This window comes from Enterobacter ludwigii, assembly GCF_001750725.1.
Classification (GTDB): Bacteria; Pseudomonadota; Gammaproteobacteria; order Enterobacterales; family Enterobacteriaceae; genus Enterobacter; species Enterobacter ludwigii.
This window is the reverse complement of record NZ_CP017279.1, coordinates 2,383,019-2,405,719: the sequence shown is the minus strand read 5'-3', so window position 1 is coordinate 2,405,719 and position 22,701 is coordinate 2,383,019. Positions and strand designations below refer to the sequence as shown.

Genomic DNA, 22,701 nt, shown 5'->3' with positions numbered 1-22,701 from the left:
AATGGAATGAAGACTTTCCCGGATGATTTTTTATGGGGCGGTGCGGTTGCCGCGAATCAGGTAGAAGGCGCTTATCGGGAAGACGGTAAAGGGTTGTCCACCTCTGACGTCCAGCCGCAGGGAGTTTTTGGCCCGGTGGTTGAGCGCGTCGAGGGCGACAGCGGCATCAAGGATATCGCGATTGATTTCTATCATCGATACCCCGAGGACATCAAACTGTTCGCCGAGATGGGCTTTAGCTGCCTGCGCGTTTCCATTGCCTGGACACGCATTTTCCCGAACGGCGACGAGCAGCACCCTAACGAAGCGGGGCTGGCTTTTTACGACAAACTGTTTGACGAACTGGCCGCGCACAACATCACGCCGCTTGTCACACTGTCGCATTACGAAATGCCGTGGGGGTTGGTGAAGCAGTACGGAGGCTGGGCCAGTCGTCAGACCATTGGGTTCTTTGAGCGCTATGCCCGTACCGTATTTACGCGCTACAAAACGAAGGTAAAGCTGTGGCTGACGTTCAATGAGATCAATATGTCTCTGCATGCACCGATGACCGGCGTCGGCCTGCCGGAAATCAGCAGCAAAGGTGAGGTGTATCAGGCTATCCATCATCAACTGGTGGCTAGCGCGCTGGCAGTGAAAGCCTGCCATGAGATCATTGCAGACGCCCGGATTGGCAACATGTTGCTGGGCGGTCTGATGTATCCGCTGACCTGCAAGCCGGAAGATGTCCTGGAAACACTGCAGGAAAACCGCGCCTGGCAATTCTTTGGCGATGTGCAGTGCCGTGGTGTTTATCCGGGGTATATGCAGCGCTTCTTCCGCGATAACGATATCCAGATTGATATCACCGATGCCGATCGTGAGGCGCTGAAATCGACCGTCGATTTTATCTCGTTCAGTTACTACATGACGGGATGTGTCACCGCGGATGAGGCGCTTAATGAGCAGGCTCGGGGCAATATCCTTAGCATGGTACCTAACCCGCATCTGGCTAGTTCCGAGTGGGGCTGGCAGATTGACCCTGTCGGCCTGCGTACCCTGCTGAACGTGCTCTGGGATCGCTATCAAAAGCCGCTGTTTATCGTGGAAAACGGTCTGGGCGCGAAAGACACGCCGGATGCTGACGGCGTAGTGCAGGATGATTACCGCATTAGCTACCTTAACGACCACCTGGTACAGGTGCGTGAAGCCATTGAAGATGGTGTGGAGGTAATGGGTTACACCAGTTGGGGGCCGATCGATCTGGTCAGTGCGTCTAAAGCAGAACTCTCAAAACGCTATGGCTTTATTTATGTCGATCGTGATGACAGTGGAAAAGGGACGTTAGCGCGCAGTCGTAAGAAAAGCTTCTACTGGTATAAAGAGGTTATTGCCACAAAAGGCGCTTCCCTGAAAGCATAATGATGTGAATTTGCCCGGCGCTGAGCCGGGCAATGAAATCAGAAAATCATCTTGAATACACCGGTTACCACCAGCAGCCCTATCAGAAATATAATTAAAATAACCCACAGTAATATTTTCATTCGCTTCTCCCGCGTCTGTTTGTCGAAAGTAAGTGTAGCAGTGAATTTATAATGAAGATGAATTCACTCATTTAATTCATTCTTATGATGAATAATTTTCCGAATATGAAAATGTATGACAAATTGCGGGTTGCCACGCGTTACTAAAAAAAAGAGCGACGTCTGGCGTAAGTTGCGCCTTTATTTTTCGCGTGAATGGCGTAATGAAACCTTTATCTCTGAGTATTCCCCTGGTTTTTATTCTGGTGGCCTGCGCGCCGGAACATGCCTCGGTTTCCCCTGTAAATATGCAATCAACAACGGCTGCGGTGAATACTACGCTGAGCCATACCGCGTGGCCGAAAGATGCATGGTGGAAAACGTATAACGATCCTGAACTCAATTCGCTGATTGCGAAGGCGCTGAACGATGCGCCGGATATGCAAATTGCCCGTCAGCGCATCACGCTGGCGGAAGCGCAGGCAAAAGCCACCCTGGCCGCCGGGGGCCAGAAATTGATTTCGCAGCGGATGCTGAACGGCAAAAAATGTCGGCCGAGGGGCTGATGGGGCCCTTTGCGATAACCGATCCGGCGGCGGGAACCACCGGACCGTGGTACACCAACGGTACTTTTGGTCTGAGCGCGGGCTGGGATCTCGATTTGTGGGGGAAAAATCGTGCACGGGTTGAAGCCCGAATTGGCCGGGTAAACGCGCAAAAAGCGGAGCTTGAGCAAACCCGGCAACTGCTTGCCAGCAGCGTGGCGCGTCTTTACTGGGCGTGGCAAACCCAGGCCGCGGTGGGGGATGTTCTCACGGAGATTAAACACCAGCAGGACACGATTATTGCAGCCGACCGCGAACTGTATCAGCATGGGATCACCTCTTCCGTAGAGGGCGTCGAAACCGACATCAACGCCAGCAAAACTGACGAGCAGCTGGCAGAAGTGAACGGAAAAATGAAAGCCGTTGAGGCGCGTCTGAGCGCCCTGACGAACACCTCCTCAGTGACGCTTACACGCCACGCCTTACCCACAGTAGAAGCCTCGCTCCCGGCCACGCTGGGGTATGAACTGCTGGCACGTCGACCGGATTTGCAGGAGGCTCGCTGGTATATCGAGGCCTCCATGAGTGATGTTGAGGCCGCCAGAGCAGCCTTCTATCCCGATGTGAATCTGATGGCTTTCTTACAGCAGGATGCCCTGCACCTGAGCGATTTGTTCCGCTCTTCTGCGCAGCAGATGGGCGTCACCGCCGGTCTGACGCTGCCCATTTTCGACAGCGGCAGGCTAAACGCCGAGCTGGATATTGCCCAGGCGCAGAACAATCTCTCCGTCGTGCGTTATAACAAAGCGGTGGTGGATGCGGTGAATCAGGTGGCGCGCACGGCCAGCGAAGTCGAAACACTGACCGCCAAAAACCAGCACCAGCAGCGTGTCGAAAAAGAGGCTGCCCGCGTTGTTGCACTGGCTCAGGCCCGCTTTCGCGCCGGCATTATCGCCGGCTCCCGCGTGAGTGAGGCCAGAATACCGGCCCTCAGGGAGCAGCTCACCGGGGTGATGCTCAAAGGCCAGTACGTTGACGCCACGCTGCAGCTGACCTCGGCGCTGGGTGGCGGCTATCATCAGGGCTAAAAAGCGCGATTATCTATACTTACCTCTTTGCAGCTTTTCTGGAGGTGAGTATGACCAAAGTCGCGATTGTTACCGCATCGGATTCCGGGATTGGGAAAACCACGGCCCTGATGCTGGCTGAACGAGGGTTTGATATCGGCGTCACCTGGCATTCCGACGAAAAAGGTGCGCTGGAAACCTGCCGCGAAGTCGAGGCGAAGGGGCGGCGTGCAGAGGCGGTTCAACTTGATTTAAGCACTCTCCCGCAGGGCGCGCAGGCCATTGAAACGTTAATTACGCGCTTTGGTCGGCTGGATGTGCTGGTCAACAATGCCGGGGCGATGACCAAAGCGCCGTTTCTCGACATGCCGTTTGAGGAGTGGCGGGGGATTTTTACCGTTGACGTGGATGGCGCGTTTCTCTGTTCACAGATCGCTGCGCGTCAGATGGTCAAGCAGGGAGAAGGGGGGCGAATTGTGAACATTACCTCGGTGCATGAACACACGCCTTTACCGGATGCCAGTGCGTATACGGCGGCCAAGCATGCCCTGGGCGGATTAACCAAATCCATGGCGCTGGAGCTGGTCGAGCATAACATTCTGGTGAACGCCGTTGCGCCAGGAGCCATTGCCACGCCAATGAATGATATGGACGACAGTGAAGTGAAGGCCGGTTCGATGCCCGCGATCCCGCTCGCGCGGCCGGGGCATACCAAAGAGATTGCCAGCCTGGTGGCGTGGCTGTGTGACGGTGACGCCAGCTATGCTACCGGGCAATCATTTATTGTCGACGGCGGTTTTATGCTGGCAAATCCGCAATTTAAGCCCGCCGGGTAGAAACTTTTCGCCCTCTCTTTGTGCGAGAGGGCGCCATTGCACTTACTCTTCATCCCGCGTCTTTTCCCGATGCTTCAGCCACAGCCGGACCGCAATTACCACCACGACAATCAGGATAACCCATGCCCAGTGCTTCAGATGCTGGTCAACATTATGCAGCCACGGACCAATCACTTCTCCACCTACATAACCGAGCGTGGTAAAGATCAGGGCCCAGGCAATCGCGCCAAGAATGTTCAGCGGCAGGAAAATTTTCGGCGGTAAATGGCTGGCGCCAATCAGTATCGGGCCGATAATCCGAAAGCCGTACATAAAACGGGTGCCAATCACGAACAGGTAAGGGTGACGCTGGATAAGCCGTTGGGCGCGGTGAATTTTCTTGCGGTGCTTTGAAAAGCGCTTCAAAAGCGTAGGGCCAAAGCGCAGTCCCAGAAAGTAGAGCAGCTGATCGCCAATCATCCCGCCGAGTGCGACTGCGGCAACAACAAGTGGGAATTTGAGTAACCCCTGATGCGCGGCCACCCCGCCGAGCAGCGTGATGGTTTCTCCTTCCGCCACGCTGCCAACGACCAGTGCAGCGTATCCATATTGTTCAATAAGACTGTTGATATCCATTACGTCAATGTCATCTCCCTTATTATGCCTCGGTTAATCATATACCCCATGAATCAATAACGGGGCAATCAACGGAAATTTCCCACTGTACATAAAATAATCTCAGGCCTGCATTATACTTAAGATATCGCTGACGGGCCGACAACAAGGGGGCGTTATGAACCATGTCTGGGGACTTTTCTCCCATCCCGATCGTGAAATGCATGTCATCAAAACGGAGAACGAAACGGTCTCGCATCATTACACGCATCATGTGCTGCTGATGGCAGCGGTGCCTGTAATCTGCGCGTTTATTGGCACAACACAAATCGGCTGGAACTTTGGTGATGGCACCGTGGTTCAGCTTTCCTGGTTTACCGGTCTTTCACTGGCCATTCTCTTTTATGGCCTGATGCTGGCGGGTGTGGCTGTCATGGGGCGTGTCATTCACTGGATGGCGCGTAACTATCCGCAACGTCCATCGCTGGCACACTGTATGGTTTTCGCCGGGTATGTCGCGACACCGCTGTTCTTAAGCGGTATTGTGGCGCTGTACCCACTGGTCTGGTTGTGCGCGCTGATCGGTACTATTGCCCTCTTTTACACCGGTTATCTGCTGTATCTGGGGGTACCAACCTTCCTCAATATCAATAAAGAAGAGGGCCTGAGCTTCTCCAGTTCAACGCTCGCCATCGGCGTGCTGGTGCTGGAAGCGCTACTGGCTCTGACGGTTATTCTGTGGGGTTATGGATACCGTCTCTTCTAGGCTCACTGCATTGCTGGCGTAAATGCCAGCAATGCAGCATCTGTTCACGATTATCCTCTGGCGACAAAGCCCGGTGACCGCTATGATGCCGAAGCCAGCCTGCGTTTCTCCATCGACACAGGCGGTGTACGTCATAACGTGCGTGAATAATTATCAGAAGTCTCACCATGCTGAAATTCCGAGTCTCTTTACTTAGCCTGGCCCTGTTGCTGGGAGCGTCCGCTGCCGCGCCAGCGATCGCCAAAACGCCCGCCGTGACCACCGCTGCTGCCCAGCCGCAAATCGCTTCCGGCAGTGCGATGATTGTTGATCTCAACACCAATAAGGTGATTTACGCCAGCCATCCGGATCTGGTACGCCCGATCGCCTCGATTACCAAATTAATGACCGCGATGGTGGTGCTTGATGCACATCTGCCGCTGGACGAAAAACTGAAAGTGGATATCAGCCATACGCCGGAGATGAAAGGGATCTACTCCCGCGTACGACTGAACAGCGAAATCAGCCGTAAAAACATGCTGCTGCTGGCGCTGATGTCTTCTGAAAACCGCGCGGCGGCGAGCCTGGCCCACCACTATCCGGGTGGCTACGACGCATTTATTCGTGCGATGAACGCAAAAGCCAAATCGCTGGGGATGACCAATACCCGTTACGTCGAGCCGACTGGCCTGTCGATTCACAACGTCTCCACGGCCCGCGACCTGACAAAACTGCTGATTGCCAGCAAACAGTACCCGCTGATTGGTCAGCTCAGTACGACCCGTGAAGAGATGGCGACCTTTGCGAACCCGGCCTATTCGCTGCCGTTCCGTAATACTAACCATCTGGTGTACCGGGATAACTGGAATATTCAGTTAACGAAAACCGGGTTTACCAACGCGGCGGGCCACTGCCTGGTGATGCGTACCGTATTCAACGGTAAACCGGTGGCGCTGGTGGTGATGGATGCCTTTGGTAAATACACCCACTTCGCGGATGCAAGCCGACTGCGTACCTGGATTGAGACGGGGAAAGTGCAGCCGGTACCGGCCGCGGCGTTGACCTACAAAAAGCAGAAAGCAGAGCAGATGGCAACCGCCCAGAACGACTGAGCCGGATTGCTGATGACTGTGTTTTCGCCCTCTCCCGCGGGAGAGGGCAACAGACCTCGCTGCGCCTTACTCCGGCAGCGTCCAGTCTCCGTCATTGAGTGAGCGCTGCATGATCACCGTATCCCGCCAGTCACCTTTCTTATACCCAACGCTACGTAACTGACCGACGATTTCGAAGCCGTATTTCTTATGCAGCCGTAACGAGCCGGCATTGTTGTTGCCATCCCCCACAACGGCAATCATCTGCCGCCACGGACCTTGCTCGCAGCGGGCGATCAGCGCATCCATCAGGACGGAGCCAAAACCACGACCGGTAGTACTCGCATCCACGTAAATCGACTCTTCCAGAGTGTAGCGATAGGCATGGCGCGGACGGTAAGGCGTCGCGTAGCAGTAGCCTACGACGATGCCGCGATACAGTGCGACAAGCCACGGTAAGCCATTCTCGTCCACGCTTTTCATTCGCTGACGCATTTCATCAATGGTGGGGGGAACTTCTTCAAAGGATGCGCGCCCGTGAAGCACATGCCAGGCGTAGATAGCGGCGATAGCATGCACATCGTCGGGAAGGGCATCGCGCACTTCCACTTCGGTTTCGGATAAAATATCAACAGCCGACATGATGTGCCTGCTCCTCGTAACAGATGCCGGAGAAACGTTTCTCCGGCGACAGAACGCTACTCTAGTACGATTAAGGCGCGCTTAACAATCTCTCAAATTTGGCTGTGGGAATTAATCAGATGCTTGCGTCACGGGCTGCTCCGCGTCAGGACTCTCTTTCCAGTATTTATTCCGCGTTGTTTTACCAATGCCGGGGTTCATGCTGTTTGTGGGGTCATTCTCGCGATAAAACTGCTTAAGTGCGTCAGGAGCCTTATAAAGATGCCCCACGTTATGTTCCGCAGGATATTGTGCGCCTCGCGCGTGCAGCAGCGCGAGCATCTGCTCTTTAAGCGCGTGCGCATCGACCCCTTTCTTAACGATGTAATCCTGGTGGAAGACGTAGCACATAAAGTGGCCGTAATAGAGCTTGTGGACCAGCTTGCTGTCGATTTCCGGCGGCAGGTGTTCAAACCACTCGGTATCGTTGCGGCGAAGGGCGATATCCAGCGCCAGAATGTCTTCCACCTCGTCTGAATGCACCGCCTGATAACGAATGGCGGCACCCGCAGCGGCGAAACGGTGCAGGAAGGCTTTGCTGCCCTCTTCAGGGGTACAGGCAAAGAAATCGCCTTCGGCAGTTTTGAAGAATTCACTGAGCCAGGTTTGCGCTTCGGCAATTCCGTCCCCGGCCATTTTCAGCAGCAGGTGATGCTCGTACTTATCGCGCCAGGTTTTCATCCGCTCCGGCAGATGTGACGGGAAGACGTTGCCCAGTTTCTGCATAAAGCGGTCGGTAAAGTGGGGTTTAAACAGCGGCACTTTTTCCAGCATCGCGTCGGTACGGCCCTTCATGGTGAAGAAGAACGGCATTTTATCGGTGCCGAGCTTGTCGATCATCAGGAACGTATCTTTGCCGTAGCGTTCCGCGATGTCATAAATATCACGGTGCATGTACTCGCCCGCCACCGGCAGGTGAGCGAACTCGCCCAGAATATGACGACGGATCTCGGTCAGCACGTCCGGCTGATTGGTGCCGATGTAGAACACCTGCTGTTTTTTCTCGGCCGGGAAGGTGTCGAGGCGCACGGCAAAAACAGCCAGCTTGCCCGCACAGCCCGAAGATTCAAACAGGCGGTCAGGGTCGGCGTTGTAACGTGCCGGGGTATCCGCTTCGATATCCCGTACGCGGGTGATGTAATCGTGGTCGTGAGCATGACGACCGTCGTGCTGGACGTCTTCATCTTTCACCCGATCGTCGTCGAGCTTACTCAGGATCTGCTCCGGCGTAACGCCAAGATCAATGCCCAGATGGTTGACCAGGGTCAGCTTGCCGTTTTCATCGATACGGGCAAAAAGTGACATCTCGGTGTAAGCCGGGCCGCGCTGCACCAGCGAACCGCCGGAGTTATTGCAGATCCCGCCGATCACGGAGGCGCCAATACAGGATGAGCCAATGACCGAATGCGGCTCGCGTCCCAGCGGCTTAAGCGCTTTTTCAAGGGAGTAGAGCGTCGTGCCAGGGAACGCGAGCACCTGCTCGCCTTTATCCAGCAGATGCAGTTTGTCGAGACGCAGGGTGCTGATGATCACGATGTCACGATCGTAATCGTTGCCGTTCGGCGTTGAGCCTTCAGTCAGGCCGGTGTTAGCCGCCTGCATGAGAATAATTTTGTCGGCGGCCACGCAGGCGCTCAGGACGCGCCAGAGTTCAAGCAGCGTGCCGGGAAATACCACCGCCAGCGCCTCGCCCTGACCGGAACGAAAGCCCTTACGGTAGCGGGCGGTTTTTGCCGGGTCGGTAAGCAGGTGAGAGGAGCCAACCAGGCGCGACAGTTCGTTAATAAACGTCGTGTTATCGTGAGTTCGAACAGAAGACATCTTCCACTCCTTGTGGTGGGGCAAATTTCTCGCTGTAAAGCATAGCGCGATTAACTGTTAAGCGGTCGAGTATTCACGAGAAAAATCAGAGAATAACCCTGCAACGTTCTGAGGGTTTGTGGCACACTGCGCTTTTCGCACGGTCTGGCCGAGTTCTTCCGGCGGTTATTGATGAGAGAGTAAAACGACATGAAATGGCTATGTTCTGTAGGTGTCGCCGTCAGCCTGGCGCTGCAACCTGCGCTGGCAGAGGATTTGTTTGGCAATCACCCGCTCACGCCTGAAGCCCGGGACGCGTTTGTCACGGAATTGCTCAAGAAAATGACGGTCGATGAGAAAATTGGCCAGTTGCGTCTTATCAGCGTCGGCCCGGATAACCCGAAAGAGGCCATCCGCGAGATGATCAAAGACGGGCAGGTCGGGGCTATTTTTAACACCGTCACCCGCCCGGATATCCGCAAAATGCAGGATCAGGTGATGGAACTCAGCCGCCTGAAAATTCCGCTGTTCTTCGCCTATGACGTGGTGCACGGTCAGCGTACCGTCTTCCCGATTAGCCTTGGTCTGGCATCGTCCTTTAACCTTGATGCGGTGAAAACCGTGGGGCGCGTTTCCGCCTATGAAGCGGCGGATGATGGCCTGAATATGACCTGGGCACCGATGGTGGACGTCTCCCGCGATCCGCGCTGGGGCCGCGGCTCAGAAGGGTTCGGTGAAGATACCTATTTAACAGCCACGATGGGGAAAACCATGGTGGAAGCGATGCAGGGCAAGAGCCCGGCAGATCGCTACGCGGTGATGACCAGCGTCAAACACTTCGCGGCCTATGGCGCCGTGGAAGGGGGTAAAGAGTACAACACCGTGGATATGAGCCCGCAGCGGCTGTTCAACGACTACATGCCACCGTACAAAGCGGGGCTGGATGCCGGCAGCGGCGCGGTGATGGTGGCGCTGAACTCCCTCAACGGCACGCCGGCGACCTCCGATTCGTGGCTGCTGAAAGACGTTCTGCGTGACCAGTGGGGCTTTAAGGGCATCACCGTCTCTGACCACGGCGCCATTAAAGAGCTCATTAAGCACGGTACCGCCTCCGATCCGGAAGACGCGGTACGCGTGGCGCTCAAGTCCGGCATCAACATGAGCATGAGCGATGAGTACTACAGCAAATACCTGCCGGGGCTGGTGAAGAGCGGTAAGGTGACCATGGCGGAGCTGGATGACGCCACGCGCCACGTGCTGAACGTGAAATATGACATGGGGCTGTTTAACGACCCGTACAGCCACCTGGGGCCGAAAGATTCTGACCCGGCGAACACCAACGCGGAAAGCCGTTTGCACCGCAAAGAGGCCCGCGATGTGGCACGCGAAAGTCTGGTGCTGCTGAAAAACCGCCTCGACACGCTGCCGCTGAAGAAATCCGGCACCATTGCCGTGGTGGGCCCGCTGGCTGACAGCAAGCGCGACGTGATGGGGAGCTGGTCTGCAGCGGGGGTGGCCGATCAGTCCGTCACGGTGCTGACCGGTATCAAGAACGCCGTGGGTGAGAATGCGAAAGTGGTTTACGCCAAAGGGGCGAACGTCACCAACGATAAAGACATTGTCACCTTCCTCAATCAGTACGAAGAGGCGGTGAAGGTCGATCCGCGTTCGCCGAAAGAGATGATTGATGAAGCGGTGAACACCGCTAAGCAATCTGACGTGGTTGTTGCGGTAGTGGGGGAAGCGCAGGGAATGGCGCATGAAGCCTCCAGCCGTACCGACATCACCATTCCGCAAAGCCAGCGCGATCTGATTGCCGCCCTGAAGGCGACCGGCAAGCCGCTGGTGCTGGTGTTGATGAACGGTCGTCCGCTGGCGCTGGTCAAAGAAGACCAGCAGGCCGACGCGATCCTGGAAACCTGGTTCGCCGGTACCGAAGGCGGTAACGCGATTGCCGACGTGCTGTTTGGCGATTACAACCCGTCAGGCAAGCTGCCAATGTCCTTCCCGCGCTCGGTCGGGCAGATCCCGGTTTACTACAGCCACCTGAATACCGGCCGTCCGTACAACGCCGACAAACCGAATAAGTACACCTCCCGTTACTTCGATGAAGCGAACGGCCCGCTGTATCCGTTTGGTTACGGTCTGAGCTACACCACCTTCAAGGTTTCTGACGTCAAAATGTCTGCGCCGACCCTGAAGCGTGACGGCAAAGTTACCGCAAGCGTCGAGGTGAGCAACACCGGTAAACGCGAAGGGGCAACGGTCATTCAGATGTACGTCCAGGATGTGACCGCCTCCATGAGCCGTCCGGTGAAACAGCTGCGTGGCTTCGAGAAGGTCAACCTGAAGCCGGGCGAAACCAAAACCATCAGCTTCCCCATCGACGTGGATGCGCTGAAGTTCTGGAACCAGCAGATGAAATATGATGCGGAGCCAGGCAAGTTTAACGTCTTTATCGGGGTCGATTCCGCCCGCGTAAATAAAGGCGAGTTCGAGCTGCTCTGACATTTCCCTCCCTTGCATCCCCCGCTTTGCGGGGGATGCGTCTTACCTTATGTTAAAAAGGCATTTTGACGGTTAATTCCGCCGTTTTAAGCTACGCTTTTCTCTCAAGCCTCTGAAAAAGGCAGCAAAAAAATGAGGACAGTGGAATGACGATTGCAAAGGGGATGTTGGGTTCAGCGGTGTTACTGGCGGCGCTGAGTCTGCCATTACAGGCGGCAGAACCGGTAAAAGTGGGTTCCAAGATAGATACCGAAGGTGCGCTGCTCGGTAACATTATTCTGCAGGTACTGGAAAGCCACGGTGTTAAAACCGTCAATAAAGTCCAGCTGGGAACCACGCCTGTGGTACGCGGCGCGATTACCTCCGGCGAGCTGGATATCTACCCGGAATACACCGGCAACGGCGCGTTCTTCTTCAAAGATGAAAACGATCCGGCGTGGAAAAATGCCAAAGCCGGGTATGAAAAAGTCAAAAAACTCGACGCTGAGCAAAATAAGCTGGTCTGGCTGACGCCGGCGCCGGCCAACAATACCTGGACCATCGCGGTGCGCAAGGACGTGGCGGAGAAAGGAAAGCTGACCTCGCTTGCGGATTTGAGTCGCTACCTGAAAGAGAAGGGTGACTTTAAGCTTGCGGCTTCCGCTGAGTTTATTGAGCGTCCGGACGCGCTGCCGGCGTTTGAAAAAGCCTATGATTTCAAACTGGATCAGGCCCAGCTGCTCTCTCTGGCGGGCGGTGATACCGCGGTGACCATCAAAGCCGCTGCGCAGCAAACGTCGGGTGTTAATGCGGCGATGGCTTACGGCACCGACGGCCCGGTCGCGGCGCTTGGCCTGCAAACCTTAACCGATCCAAAAGGCGTACAGCCGATTTACGCCCCGGCACCTGTCGTGCGGGAAGCGGTACTTAAAGCGTACCCGGATATTGCTGAATGGCTCAAACCGGTCTTCGAAAAGCTGGATGCAAAAACGCTGCAACAGCTGAATGCCAGCATTGCCGTTGAGGGACTGGATGCCAAAAAAGTGGCCGCCGATTTCCTGAAACAACAAGGGCTTGTGAAGTAACAGGACAGGGCTGTGCCAATAAAATGTCATAACCGCGTACTGCTGCTGTTGGCCTGTGTGGCCATCGCGGCGGTCGCGCTACCGTTTGTGAATGTGGCCCCGAATCGCCTGATGTCGGGGGAGAGTCGCTCGCTCTGGCAGGTCTGGTCATTTACGCCGTGGTTACTGGTGACGGCACTGGGCGCGTGGGTTGCGTTGTCGCTCTGGCAAGGACGCACGGCTCAGTGGCTGACGTTGTTTCTTTGTGAAGGGCTGTTTATCGCCTTATTCTGGGGAGGCGGGCTTGCAGCAACGCACATGACCTCGGCGGAAAGTCCGCTGGCAAGAACCTCTGTGGGTAGCGGTTTGTGGCTCTGGCTGGCGCTGTGTCTGCTGGCCTGCAGCGATGCTATTCGCCGTCTTATCTCAACATCCGTCTGGCGCTGGATACTCAATGCCCAGATATGGTGTATTCCATTGCTGCTGCTGTTTAGCGGTGAGCTGAATAATCTCTCGCTGTTAAAAGAGTACGCCAACCGTCAGGAGGTGTTTAATGACGCCCTGGCGCAACACCTCACGATCCTCTTCGGTACCCTGATCCCGGCCTTACTGCTCGGCATACCGCTGGGTATGTGGTGCTATCGCCATCCTTCACGTCAGGGCGGGGTGTTTGCCGTACTGAATGTGATTCAGACCATCCCGTCCGTCGCTCTGTTTGGCCTGTTGATTGCTCCGCTGGCCGGGCTGGTGAAGTCGTTCCCGGTGCTGGGAACGATGGGGATCGCCGGAACCGGTTTAACGCCAGCCCTTATCGCGCTGGTGCTCTATGCGCTGCTGCCGTTGGTGCGCGGCGTGGTGGCCGGGCTGAGCCAGGTCGCGCCGGACGTGCTGGAAAGTGCCCATGCCATGGGGATGAGCGCGAGACAATGTTTCTGGAAGATCCAGCTGCCGCTGGCTTTGCCCCTGCTGCTGCGCAGCCTGCGGGTGGTGGCGGTGCAAACCGTTGGTATGGCGGTGATTGCGGCGCTGATTGGCGCGGGCGGCTTTGGCGCGCTGGTTTTCCAGGGGCTGTTGAGTAGCGCCCTGGACCTGGTGTTATTGGGCGTGGTGCCCACGATTGCGCTGGCGGTTGTCATCGACGCGCTGTTTGCCTTATGGCTCACGCTGCTCAGGAGAAGAGCCAATGATTGAATTTCACGATGTCAGTAAAACCTTTGCGGGTCGTCCGGCGGCAAGCCATCTCAACCTGAATTTTGCCGAGGGCGCATTTTCCGTGCTGATTGGCACATCGGGGTCGGGAAAATCCACCACCCTGAAGATGATTAACCGCCTGGTTGAGCATGACAGCGGTCTGATCCGCTTTGCCGGAGAAGAGATCCGCAGCCTGCCTGTGCTGGAGCTGCGTCGTCGTATGGGGTATGCCATCCAGTCCATCGGCCTGTTTCCGCACTGGACGGTCGCGCAGAACATCGCCACCGTGCTGCAGCTGGAGAAATGGTCGCGGGCAAAAACTGCCGACCGGGTTGATGAACTGATGTCTCTGCTCGGGTTAGAACCTGCGCTGCGTGACCGCTACCCGCACCAGCTTTCCGGAGGCCAGCAGCAGCGGGTGGGCGTGGCGCGTGCGCTGGCGGCCAATCCGCAGGTGTTACTGATGGATGAACCCTTCGGCGCGCTGGATCCGGTCACGCGCGCCGCACTGCAGGCGGAAATGACCCGCATTCATCGCATTCTGGGGCGAACAATCATTCTTGTGACGCACGATATTGATGAGGCGCTGCGTCTGGCCGACCATCTGGTGCTGATGGACCATGGCGAGGTGGTGCAGCAGGGGACGCCGCTTGAGCTGCTGACCTGGCCGAAGAACGATTTTGTGCGTGAGTTTTTTGGCCGCAGCGAGCTGGGCGTCAGGCTGCTCTCGCTGCGTACGGTCAGCGACTATATGCGTCGACAGGACGCGACGGTGCGTGGCGAGCCTCTGCAGGAACAGATGAGCTTGCGGGATGCGCTTTCGGCGTTTGTTGCCCGTCAGTGTGAAGTGTTGCCCGTTGCGGATGCCCGGGGCGCGCCAAGTGGCACCCTGCATTTTCGCGATCTGCTGGCAGGGGAGGTGACACGTGAAGGCACTTCGTGATCCGCTGCTCTGGCTGGTCGTGCTCTTTGTCGCTTTGCTGTTCCTGATGCCGCACAGCGCGGCGCTGTTTAGCACGCTTTTCCCCGACTTACCGCGCCCGGTGTATCAGCAGGAGAGTTTTATTAATCTCGCCCTGGCCCATCTCTGGCTGGTGGTGCTCTCAAGTGCCATCGCTATTGTACTGGGCGTGGGGGCGGGCATCGCGGTCACGCGGCCCGCGGGCCGGGAGTTTCGCCCGCTGGTGGAGACCATTGCGGCGATTGGCCAGACGTTTCCGCCGGTGGCGGTACTGGCGATTGCAGTGCCGGTGATGGGCTTTGGTCAGCAACCGGCCATCATTGCGCTGATTTTATACGGTGTGTTGCCCATTTTGCAGGGTACGCTGGCCGGTATTGTGGCGGTACCTGCGTCGGTACTGAGCGTTGCTGAAGGGATGGGGATGAGTCGCGCAGAGCGGCTGCGCAAAGTTGAACTCCCCCTGGCGGCACCGGTCATCCTTGCGGGGATCCGCACGTCGGTGATCATCAATATCGGGACGGCGACCATTGCGTCGACGGTGGGAGCCAATACCCTGGGAACGCCGATTATCATCGGCTTAAGCGGGTTCAATACGGCCTATATTGTGCAGGGGGCGTTGCTGGTCGCGCTGGCGGCAATCGTCGTCGATCGCATTTTTGAGCGTCTGGCGCAGTATCTCAGCCGACACCGCCACGAACAATAAACGAATACCCGGCCAGCATCACGCCGCCGATACCGCTTACGGCCATCAGAACAAAAAGGGTAATTACGGCCAGTTTGGTTGCCTTCATCATGTGCTCCTGTTGTTAACGGAACAATTATACGGTGAAGCGCAGCTGTTAATGAACCATTAAATGCCGTTACGGCTCTTCCGGGCCAAGCGAGTAAACCGGGTAACCATGTTCACGCCATTCCGTCATCAGCTGTTGCTGCGAGGCGGAAGGCACTTCTCCGCACCAGACCAGCAGGGTCTGGCCGTCGAACAATTCAGGGCGAAATTGCGCCAGCGAGTGCACAAGGACGTCAACGCGCCAGCCATTCTGGGTGGCAATCCAGGCCTCCAGCCACAGACGAGTAGTATCGTGCACGTTCCAGCCGACCACCAGCGCGTCTTTTCCGTGCTTGTTCTTCGCCGAGGCAAGGCAGACGGCAATATAGTTGATCAGGACGCCGTCGAGCATACTCAGCAGCGCCTGCAGGGTGGTCTGCTGGCACTGCAGGCGTCGACGGAGCGGGATGAAAAGATGCGTGATCAGCGTTTGCGCGGGATAATCGCGCCCTTGCTCTTTTATCCATGCGCGCAGGCGCTGCAGATTGCCCGCCTGCAGAAGGCGCAGCAACGTTTCCTGTTGTTCGCGCCAGAGAAGCTGCGTATCAGGATCGTCATGGCTGAGCAGGGATTTCACTTTGCCAACCTGCACACCGTTATCGATCCAGCTTTTGATCTCGCGGATCCGGTCGATATCGGCATCGTTGAAGAGACGATGGCCTCCGTCCGTTCTCTGCGGTTTGAGTAATCCATACCGTCGCTGCCATGCCCGTAGCGTGACGGGATTGATATCACAAAGGAGTGCCACTTCACCGATTGTGTAAAGCGCCATATTCGCCCCCTGGCTTACGCGTCCCCAGCTTAACTGTAGTCCCTGTTTACTGAACCAGGAAGAAATGGTTGTTTTTTGCACGAATAATGCGAAGCAGGCGTTAGGTTCGGCAAAAGGTGTGATGCCGGGCACGAATTGCAGCTTTTTTGCCGCGCTTCAAAGAAAGTTTACCGCCAGCAGTGTATGTTACGCGTTTTGAGGGTGTGCGGTTTTGAGTATGTACGAGTTTAATCTGGTGCTGCTGTTGCTTCAGCAGATGTGTGTGTTTCTTGTCATCGCCTGGTTGATGAGTAAAACGCGTCTGTTCATTCCGCTGATGCAAGTTACCGTACGCCTGCCGCACAAGCTGCTCTGCTACGTGACCTTCTCGATTTTCTGCATTATGGGAACCTATTTTGGTCTCCATATCGAAGACTCCATTGCCAATACGCGAGCCATCGGTGCCGTGATGGGCGGGCTTCTTGGCGGCCCAGTGGTCGGTGGGCTGGTCGGGTTAACCGGTGGCCTGCATCGGTATTCGATGGGTGGCATGACGGCGCTGAGCTGTATGATCTCAACGATCGTCGAAGGGCTGCTCGGCGGCCTGGTTCACAGCTATATGATTAAGCGCGGTCGTCCGGATAAAGTCTTTAGCCCGCTCACCGCCGGGGCGATCACCTTTGTCGCTGAAATGGCGCAAATGGCCATCATCTTGCTGATTGCCCGACCGTTTGAAGATGCGCTCCATCTGGTGAGCAATATCGCCGCCCCGATGATGGTGACGAATACCGTGGGTGCTGCGCTGTTTATGCGTATTTTGCTCGACAAGCGCGCCATGTTTGAGAAGTACACCTCGGCGTTTTCCGCGACGGCCCTGAAGGTCGCCGCCTCGACGGAGGGGATCCTGCGTCAGGGCTTTAACGAAGAGAACAGCATGAAGGTGGCGCAGGTGCTTTATAAGGAGCTGGATATCGGCGCGGTGGCGATAACCGACCGTGAACGGTTGCTGGCTTTTACCGGCACGGGCGACGACCACCATCTCCCCGGGAAACCGATCTCCTCCGCCTATACGCTGCGCGCCATTGAAACCGGCGAAGTGGTGTATGCCGACGGCAACGAAGTTCCTTACCGTTGTTCGCTGCACCCGCAGTGCAAACTGGGCTCCACGCTGGTCATTCCGCTGCGCGGGGAAAACCAGCGGGTAATGGGCACCATCAAGCTTTATGAAGCGAAAAACCGTCTGTTCAGCTCTATCAACCGTACGCTGGGAGAGGGCATCGCTCAGCTGCTCTCCGCGCAGATCCTCGCCGGGCAGTATGAGCGTCAGAAAGCGTTGCTGACGCAATCCGAAATTAAACTCCTGCACGCTCAGGTGAATCCGCATTTCCTGTTCAATGCGCTTAATACGCTCAAAGCGGTGATCCGCCGCGACAGCGATCAGGCTGCGCAGCTGGTTCAGTTCCTGTCGACGTTTTTCCGTAAGAACCTTAAGCGTCCGTCCGAGATTGTGACCCTGGCCGATGAAATAGAACATGTTAATGCCTACCTGCAGATTGAGCAGGCCCGCTTCCAGACTCGTCTGCAGGTGTCGTTATCCGTCCCGGATGAGCTGGCGTATCAGCATCTTCCGGCCTTTACCCTGCAGCCTATTGTGGAAAACGCCATTAAACACGGTACGTCACAGCTGTTGGGGATTGGGGAGATCACCATTTCCGCCAGCCGCTTTAACCATCATCTGGTGCTGGATATTGAAGATAACGCCGGGCTTTACGTGCCTTCCACCTCAGGCGGATTAGGGATGAGCCTGGTGGATAAACGCCTGCGCGCGCACTTTGGTGATGACTGTGGCATTACCGTTGCCTGTGAGCCCGACCGATTCACCCGTATTACGTTACGACTGCCGCTGGAGGAAAACGCATGCTAAGAGTGCTGATTGTGGATGATGAGCCGTTAGCACGGGAAAACCTGCGCGTTCTGTTGCAGGAGCAGCCTGACATTGAGATTGTGGGGGAGTGCGCAAACGCCATTGAGGCTATTGGCGCCGTGCACAAACTGCGCCCGGACGTGCTGTTCCTCGACATTCAGATGCCCCGAATTAGCGGACTGGAGATGGTCGGAATGCTCGACCCGGAGCATCGCCCCTACATTGTGTTTTTGACCGCCTTCGATGAGTACGCCGTCAAAGCCTTTGAGGAGCACGCATTCGATTATTTACTGAAACCGATTGAAGAGAAGCGTCTTGAAAAGACCCTCAGCCGTTTGCGCCAGGAGCGCACCGTGCAGGATGTCACGCTGTTGCCGGAAAACCAGCAGCCGCTGAAATTTATCCCCTGCACCGGCCACAGTCGGATTTACCTTCTGCAGATGGACGATGTGGCGTTTGTCAGCAGCCGTTTGAGCGGCGTATTTGTTACCAGCGCGGAGGGGAACGAAGGCTTTACCGAGCTGACGCTGCGGACGCTGGAGAGCCGAACGCCGCTCGTTCGTTGCCATCGCCAGTATCTGGTGAACATGGCGCACCTGAAAGAGATCCGGCTGGAAGACAACGGACAGGCAGAGCTGGTGCTGCGTGCCGGGCAAACCGTCCCCGTCAGTCGCCGCTACCTTAAGAGTTTGAAAGAGGCGATCGGCCTGTAAAACTGGTACACTGCGCCCCATTGCATCATCGACAGTTAAGTTAAAGGCACCCATGCTCAGTAATGATATTCTCCGTAGCCTGCGCTACACCCTGAAAGCAAACAATAATGATATGGTGCGCATTCTTGCGCTTGCTGGCATGGAGTCCACCTCTGCCGGTTTCGACACCTGGATGACAAAAGAGGATGAAGAGGGGTTTGTTCGCTGCCCTGACATTATCCTGTCTGGCTTCCTGAACGGCCTCATCTACGACAAGCGCGGGAAAGATGACTCAGCACCAGAACTGGCGCTTGAGCGTCGGGTGAATAACAACACGGTGCTGAAAAAGCTGCGTATCGCGTTTTCACTGAAAACAGACGACATTCTGGCGATTATGACAGAGCAGAAGCACCGCGTGTCGATGCCGGAGATCACCGCCATGATGCGTGCGCCGGACCATAAGAACTACCGCGAGTGCGGCGACCAGTTTTTGCGTTATTTTTTACGCGGACTGACTCACCGGGTGCATCACGCTAAGCCGTGAGTGGTACCAGGGCGTGAAGGATGAAGAGGCAAAAAAAAGCCGGAGATTATCTCCGGCTTTTTTATTATTTCACCTGCTGACCTGGTTTGGCGCCTTCATCAGGGCTTAACAGGAAGATATCTTTCCCGCCAGGACCTGCCGCCATCACCATGCCTTCCGAGATGCCGAAGCGCATTTTGCGCGGTGCCAGGTTGGCGACCATCACGGTCTGACGACCAATCAGCACCTGCGGATCAGGATAGGCAGAACGGATTCCGGAGAAGACGTTACGCTTCTCACCGCCCAGATCCAGCGTCAGGCGCAGCAGTTTGTCCGAGCCTTCGACAAATTCCGCGTTTTCAATCAGCGCGACACGCAGATCGACTTTGGCGAAATCATCAAAGGTAATGGTCTCCTGAATCGGATCGTCTGCCAGCGGGCCGGTCACCGGCGCAGCGGCAGCCTTCACCTCTTCTTTAGACGCTTCCACCAGGGATTCTACCTGCTTCATCTCGATGCGGTTGTACAGCGCCTTGAAGGTATTCACCTTGTGACCGAGCAGCGGCTGCTGGATAGCATCCCAGGTCAGCTCGGTGTTGAGGAACGCTTCAGCGCGGGAGGCCAGCTGTGGCAGTACCGGCTTCAGCCAGGTCATCAGCACGCGGAACATGTTCAGGCCCATGGTGCAGATCGCCTGCAGGTCGGCGTCGCGGCCTTCCTGTTTCGCGACAACCCACGGTGCCTGCTCGTCAACGTAGCGGTTAGCCACGTCAGCCAGCGCCATGATTTCACGAATCGCTTTACCGAACTCACGGCTTTCCCAGGCTTCGCCAACCGCCGCGGCGGCGTCGGTGAAGGTTTTGTACAGCTCAGGATCGGCCAGTTCGGCAGACAGCACGCCGTCGAAACGCTTGGCGATAAAGCCCGCGTTACGGGAAGCCAGGTTGACGACTTTGTTGACGATGTCGGCGTTCACGCGCTGCACGAAATCTTCCAGGTTCAGGTCGATATCGTCGATGCGGGAAGAGAGCTTCGCCGTGTAGTAATAACGCAGGCTGTCCGCGTCGAAGTGGTTCAGCCAGGTGCTGGCTTTGATGAACGTACCGCGAGATTTGGACATCTTCGCGCCGTTGACCGTCACATAGCCGTGCACAAACAGGTTGGTTGGTTTACGGAAGTTACTGCCTTCCAGCATCGCCGGCCAGAACAGGCTGTGGAAGTAAACAATGTCTTTGCCGATAAAGTGATACAGCTCGGCGTCGGAATCTTTCTTCCAGTATTCGTCAAAGCTGACGGTGTCGCCGCGCTTGTCGCACAGGTTCTTGAAGGAACCCATGTACCCGATTGGCGCATCCAGCCAGACGTAGAAGTATTTACCCGGTGCGTTCGGAATTTCGAAACCGAAGTACGGTGCATCGCGGGAGATATCCCACTGCTGCAGACCGGATTCGAACCACTCCTGCATTTTATTCGCGACCTGCTCCTGCAGCGCGCCGCTGCGGGTCCACGCCTGCAGCATTTCGCTGAAGGACGGCAGGTCGAAGAAGAAGTGCTCGGAATCACGCATTACCGGTGTGGCACCCGAAACAACAGATTTCGGATCGATAAGCTCGGTCGGGCTGTAGGTTGCGCCGCACACTTCGCAGTTATCGCCATACTGATCCGGTGATTTACATTTCGGGCAGGTACCTTTGACAAAGCGGTCCGGGAGGAACATGCCTTTTTCCGGATCGTACAGCTGAGAGATGGTGCGGTTTTTAATAAAACCGTTCTCTTTCAGGCGAGAGTAGATCAGCTCCGACAGCTCACGGTTTTCGTCGCTGTGCGTGGAGTGATAGTTGTCATAGCTGATGTCAAAGCCTGCAAAATCGGTCTGATGCTCCTGACTCATTTCGGCAATCATCTGCTCTGGGGAGATCCCCAACTGCTGCGCTTTCAGCATGATCGGCGTGCCGTGGGCATCGTCCGCGCAGATGAAGTTAACCTCGTGGCCGCGCATTCGCTGGTAACGGACCCAGACATCAGCCTGGATATGCTCCAGCATGTGGCCGAGGTGGATTGAGCCGTTGGCGTACGGCAGTGCGCACGTTACCAGAATTTTCTTCGCGACTTGAGTCATAGTAGGCATTACTTCTTTTAACTGTGAAAAGGGTTTTTGATATTACCAAAAGGGGCATTATTAAGTAAGCACAAACCACGGCCTTTCAGGTAAACTTGTTCATCTAAGGTCTTATTCACAAGAACAAAGGAGTCGGGATGAGTTCTCAATCCCAGGCCAAATCACCGGAAGCCTTAAGAGCAATGGTCGCCGGGACGCTGGCTAACTTTCAGCATCCAACCCTGAAGCACAATCTCACCACGCTGAAAGCGTTACACCATGTCGCATGGCTGGACGATACGCTGCATATTGAGCTGCAGATGCCCTTCGTCTGGACCAGCGCGTTCGACGCGCTGAAAGAGCAAACCAGCTCTGAGCTGCTGCGCATTACCGGCGCGAAAGCCATTGACTGGAAGCTGACCCACAGCATCGCCACCCTCAAGCGTGTGAAAAACCACCCGGGCGTGAACGGCGTGAAAAACATCATTGCCGTCAGTTCAGGCAAGGGTGGGGTGGGTAAATCCTCCACGGCGGTAAACCTGGCGCTCGCGCTGGCAGCCGAAGGGGCGAAAGTCGGTATTCTGGACGCCGATATTTACGGACCGTCTGTGCCTAACATGCTGGGCGCGGAAAACCAGCGCCCAACCTCGCCGGATGGCACGCACATGGCACCGATCATGGCCCATGGTCTGGCAACCAACTCCATTGGTTATCTGGTGACTGACGATAACGCCATGGTGTGGCGTGGCCCGATGGCCAGCAAAGCGCTGATGCAGATGCTGCAGGAGACAATGTGGCCCGATCTGGATTATCTGGTGCTGGATATGCCGCCGGGCACCGGTGACATTCAACTGACGCTGGCGCAAAACATTCCGGTCACGGGAGCGGTCGTGGTGACCACCCCGCAGGACATCGCGCTGATCGACGCCAAAAAAGGCATCGTGATGTTCGAGAAAGTGGACGTGCCGGTGCTGGGTATTGTCGAGAACATGAGCATGCATATCTGCAGCAACTGCGGACACCATGAGCCTATCTTTGGCACCGGTGGGGCAGAAAAACTGGCTGCGCAGTATCACACCCAACTGCTTGGGCAGATGCCGCTGCACATCTCGCTGCGTGAAGATCTGGACAGCGGGAAGCCGACGGTCGTCAGCCGTCCGGACAGCGAATTTGCAGAGATGTATCGACAGCTGGCGGGGCGCGTTGCGGCGCAGCTTTACTGGCAGGGCGAAGTCATCCCGAGTGAAATTGCGTTTCGCGCGGTGTGAGTGCTTTAGTCTGAATTGCCGGGCGGCGTTTGCGCCTGACCCGGCCTACGGA

General features: G+C 56.2%; 20 protein-coding genes and 1 pseudogene. 14 read left to right on the top strand and 7 right to left on the bottom strand.

What is annotated here, in order from left to right:
- Positions 1-6: 6 nt before the first annotated feature.
- Positions 7-1,401, top strand: coding sequence for a glycoside hydrolase family 1 protein (locus tag BH714_RS11320; protein ID WP_040017985.1), 1,395 nt, complete (start codon positions 7-9; stop codon positions 1,399-1,401).
- Between the two features lie 38 nt (positions 1,402-1,439).
- On the opposite strand, the gene yohP is transcribed toward BH714_RS11320, so the two are convergent.
- Complete coding sequence (gene yohP / locus BH714_RS24565) at positions 1,440-1,523, bottom strand: small membrane protein YohP (protein WP_015572324.1); 84 nt, start codon at positions 1,521-1,523, stop codon at positions 1,440-1,442.
- 203 nt (positions 1,524-1,726) lie between these two features.
- Here yohP and mdtQ point away from each other — a divergent pair.
- Positions 1,727-3,135 (top strand): annotated as a pseudogene (mdtQ, locus tag BH714_RS11315) (multidrug resistance outer membrane protein MdtQ).
- Positions 3,136-3,185: 50 nt separating this feature from the next.
- Positions 3,186-3,950 (top strand): SDR family oxidoreductase, encoded by a 765-nt coding sequence (locus BH714_RS11310; RefSeq protein ID WP_020883205.1) that lies wholly within the window; start codon positions 3,186-3,188, stop codon positions 3,948-3,950.
- A 42-nt stretch (positions 3,951-3,992) separates the two neighbouring features.
- Here the strand turns inward: BH714_RS11310 and BH714_RS11305 are convergent, their stop codons facing one another.
- Positions 3,993-4,565, bottom strand: coding sequence for a DedA family protein (locus BH714_RS11305; protein ID WP_032678567.1), 573 nt, complete (start codon positions 4,563-4,565; stop codon positions 3,993-3,995).
- 157 nt (positions 4,566-4,722) lie between these two features.
- Between BH714_RS11305 and BH714_RS11300 the strand changes: the two genes are divergently transcribed.
- Together BH714_RS11300 and pbpG are read left to right on the top strand one after the other, a co-directional pair.
- A complete protein-coding gene (locus BH714_RS11300) occupies positions 4,723-5,310 on the top strand; it encodes a Yip1 family protein (protein WP_014170891.1) in 588 nt (195 codons plus the stop codon).
- 167 nt (positions 5,311-5,477) lie between these two features.
- On the top strand, positions 5,478-6,401 hold the full coding sequence (gene pbpG, locus BH714_RS11295; RefSeq protein ID WP_014170890.1) for a D-alanyl-D-alanine endopeptidase: 924 nt from the start codon (positions 5,478-5,480) through the stop codon (positions 6,399-6,401).
- Between the two features lie 66 nt (positions 6,402-6,467).
- Here pbpG and BH714_RS11290 read toward each other — a convergent pair whose 3' ends face one another.
- Together BH714_RS11290 and dld are read right to left on the bottom strand one after the other, a co-directional pair.
- Complete coding sequence (locus tag BH714_RS11290) at positions 6,468-7,022, bottom strand: GNAT family N-acetyltransferase (protein ID WP_032680597.1); 555 nt, start codon at positions 7,020-7,022, stop codon at positions 6,468-6,470.
- Positions 7,023-7,133: 111 nt separating this feature from the next.
- Positions 7,134-8,882 (bottom strand): D-lactate dehydrogenase, encoded by a 1,749-nt coding sequence (dld, locus tag BH714_RS11285; protein WP_020883209.1) that lies wholly within the window; start codon positions 8,880-8,882, stop codon positions 7,134-7,136.
- A gap of 189 nt (positions 8,883-9,071) precedes the next feature.
- Between dld and bglX the strand changes: the two genes are divergently transcribed.
- The 5 genes from bglX to BH714_RS11260 all read left to right on the top strand — a co-directional run bounded on the left by bglX (position 9,072) and on the right by BH714_RS11260 (position 15,267).
- Complete coding sequence (gene bglX / locus BH714_RS11280) at positions 9,072-11,369, top strand: beta-glucosidase BglX (protein WP_040017982.1); 2,298 nt, start codon at positions 9,072-9,074, stop codon at positions 11,367-11,369.
- Positions 11,370-11,515: 146 nt separating this feature from the next.
- Entirely contained in the window at positions 11,516-12,433 is a 918-nt protein-coding gene (osmF, locus tag BH714_RS11275; protein ID WP_014170886.1) for a glycine betaine ABC transporter substrate-binding protein OsmF, read from the top strand.
- Between the two features lie 12 nt (positions 12,434-12,445).
- Complete coding sequence (locus tag BH714_RS11270) at positions 12,446-13,603, top strand: ABC transporter permease (protein WP_040017980.1); 1,158 nt, start codon at positions 12,446-12,448, stop codon at positions 13,601-13,603.
- Entirely contained in the window at positions 13,596-14,546 is a 951-nt protein-coding gene (locus BH714_RS11265) for an ABC transporter ATP-binding protein (protein ID WP_032680601.1), read from the top strand. Before BH714_RS11270 ends, BH714_RS11265 begins: the two co-directional genes overlap by 8 nt.
- Positions 14,530-15,267, top strand: a complete 738-nt coding sequence (locus tag BH714_RS11260) for an ABC transporter permease (protein ID WP_040017979.1) — start codon at positions 14,530-14,532, stop codon at positions 15,265-15,267. Before BH714_RS11265 ends, BH714_RS11260 begins: the two co-directional genes overlap by 17 nt.
- On the opposite strand, the gene BH714_RS23610 is transcribed toward BH714_RS11260, so the two are convergent.
- Complete coding sequence (locus tag BH714_RS23610) at positions 15,242-15,355, bottom strand: protein YohO (RefSeq protein ID WP_010433613.1); 114 nt, start codon at positions 15,353-15,355, stop codon at positions 15,242-15,244. The two genes, BH714_RS11260 and BH714_RS23610, sit on opposite strands and share 26 nt — an antisense overlap.
- Before the next feature lie 69 nt (positions 15,356-15,424).
- Positions 15,425-16,165, bottom strand: a complete 741-nt coding sequence (gene mlrA / locus BH714_RS11255; RefSeq protein WP_020883214.1) for an HTH-type transcriptional regulator MlrA — start codon at positions 16,163-16,165, stop codon at positions 15,425-15,427.
- Positions 16,166-16,382: 217 nt separating this feature from the next.
- On the opposite strand from mlrA, the gene BH714_RS11250 reads away from it, so the two are divergent.
- From BH714_RS11250 to BH714_RS11240, 3 genes are read left to right on the top strand one after another with little or no spacing between them, the layout of a single operon-like run.
- The gene (locus BH714_RS11250) at positions 16,383-18,068 is read left to right on the top strand and encodes a sensor histidine kinase (RefSeq protein ID WP_040017978.1); all 1,686 of its coding nucleotides are present in this window, start codon (positions 16,383-16,385) and stop codon (positions 18,066-18,068) included.
- Positions 18,062-18,781, top strand: a complete 720-nt coding sequence (gene btsR, locus BH714_RS11245; RefSeq protein ID WP_020883216.1) for a two-component system response regulator BtsR — start codon at positions 18,062-18,064, stop codon at positions 18,779-18,781. Before BH714_RS11250 ends, btsR begins: the two co-directional genes overlap by 7 nt.
- Before the next feature lie 52 nt (positions 18,782-18,833).
- A complete protein-coding gene (locus BH714_RS11240) occupies positions 18,834-19,304 on the top strand; it encodes a YehS family protein (RefSeq protein ID WP_014170878.1) in 471 nt (156 codons plus the stop codon).
- A 64-nt stretch (positions 19,305-19,368) separates the two neighbouring features.
- Here BH714_RS11240 and metG read toward each other — a convergent pair whose 3' ends face one another.
- Entirely contained in the window at positions 19,369-21,402 is a 2,034-nt protein-coding gene (metG, locus tag BH714_RS11235) for a methionine--tRNA ligase (RefSeq protein ID WP_020883217.1), read from the bottom strand.
- Between the two features lie 137 nt (positions 21,403-21,539).
- Here metG and apbC point away from each other — a divergent pair, with 137 nt between their 5' ends.
- Positions 21,540-22,649: an iron-sulfur cluster carrier protein ApbC gene (apbC, locus tag BH714_RS11230; protein ID WP_020883218.1), complete on the top strand. Its 1,110-nt coding sequence runs from the start codon at positions 21,540-21,542 to the stop codon at positions 22,647-22,649.
- Positions 22,650-22,701: the final 52 nt, after the last annotated feature.

Bases quoted from the DNA above. Each gene is read 5' to 3' on its own strand.
- BH714_RS11320 (WP_040017985.1), top strand. From the start codon at position 7: ATGAAGACTTTCCCGGATGATTTTTTATGGGGCGGTGCGGTTGCCGCG.
- yohP (WP_015572324.1), bottom strand. From the start codon at position 1,523: ATGAAAATATTACTGTGGGTTATTTTAATTATATTTCTGATAGGGCTG.
- BH714_RS11310 (WP_020883205.1), top strand. From the start codon at position 3,186: ATGACCAAAGTCGCGATTGTTACCGCATCGGATTCCGGGATTGGGAAA.
- BH714_RS11305 (WP_032678567.1), bottom strand. From the start codon at position 4,565: ATGGATATCAACAGTCTTATTGAACAATATGGATACGCTGCACTGGTC.
- BH714_RS11300 (WP_014170891.1), top strand. From the start codon at position 4,723: ATGAACCATGTCTGGGGACTTTTCTCCCATCCCGATCGTGAAATGCAT.
- pbpG (WP_014170890.1), top strand. From the start codon at position 5,478: ATGCTGAAATTCCGAGTCTCTTTACTTAGCCTGGCCCTGTTGCTGGGA.
- BH714_RS11290 (WP_032680597.1), bottom strand. From the start codon at position 7,022: ATGTCGGCTGTTGATATTTTATCCGAAACCGAAGTGGAAGTGCGCGAT.
- dld (WP_020883209.1), bottom strand. From the start codon at position 8,882: ATGTCTTCTGTTCGAACTCACGATAACACGACGTTTATTAACGAACTG.
- bglX (WP_040017982.1), top strand. From the start codon at position 9,072: ATGAAATGGCTATGTTCTGTAGGTGTCGCCGTCAGCCTGGCGCTGCAA.
- osmF (WP_014170886.1), top strand. From the start codon at position 11,516: ATGACGATTGCAAAGGGGATGTTGGGTTCAGCGGTGTTACTGGCGGCG.
- BH714_RS11265 (WP_032680601.1), top strand. From the start codon at position 13,596: ATGATTGAATTTCACGATGTCAGTAAAACCTTTGCGGGTCGTCCGGCG.
- BH714_RS23610 (WP_010433613.1), bottom strand. From the start codon at position 15,355: ATGAAGGCAACCAAACTGGCCGTAATTACCCTTTTTGTTCTGATGGCC.
- mlrA (WP_020883214.1), bottom strand. From the start codon at position 16,165: ATGGCGCTTTACACAATCGGTGAAGTGGCACTCCTTTGTGATATCAAT.
- BH714_RS11250 (WP_040017978.1), top strand. From the start codon at position 16,383: ATGTACGAGTTTAATCTGGTGCTGCTGTTGCTTCAGCAGATGTGTGTG.
- btsR (WP_020883216.1), top strand. From the start codon at position 18,062: ATGCTAAGAGTGCTGATTGTGGATGATGAGCCGTTAGCACGGGAAAAC.
- BH714_RS11240 (WP_014170878.1), top strand. From the start codon at position 18,834: ATGCTCAGTAATGATATTCTCCGTAGCCTGCGCTACACCCTGAAAGCA.
- metG (WP_020883217.1), bottom strand. From the start codon at position 21,402: ATGACTCAAGTCGCGAAGAAAATTCTGGTAACGTGCGCACTGCCGTAC.
- apbC (WP_020883218.1), top strand. From the start codon at position 21,540: ATGAGTTCTCAATCCCAGGCCAAATCACCGGAAGCCTTAAGAGCAATG.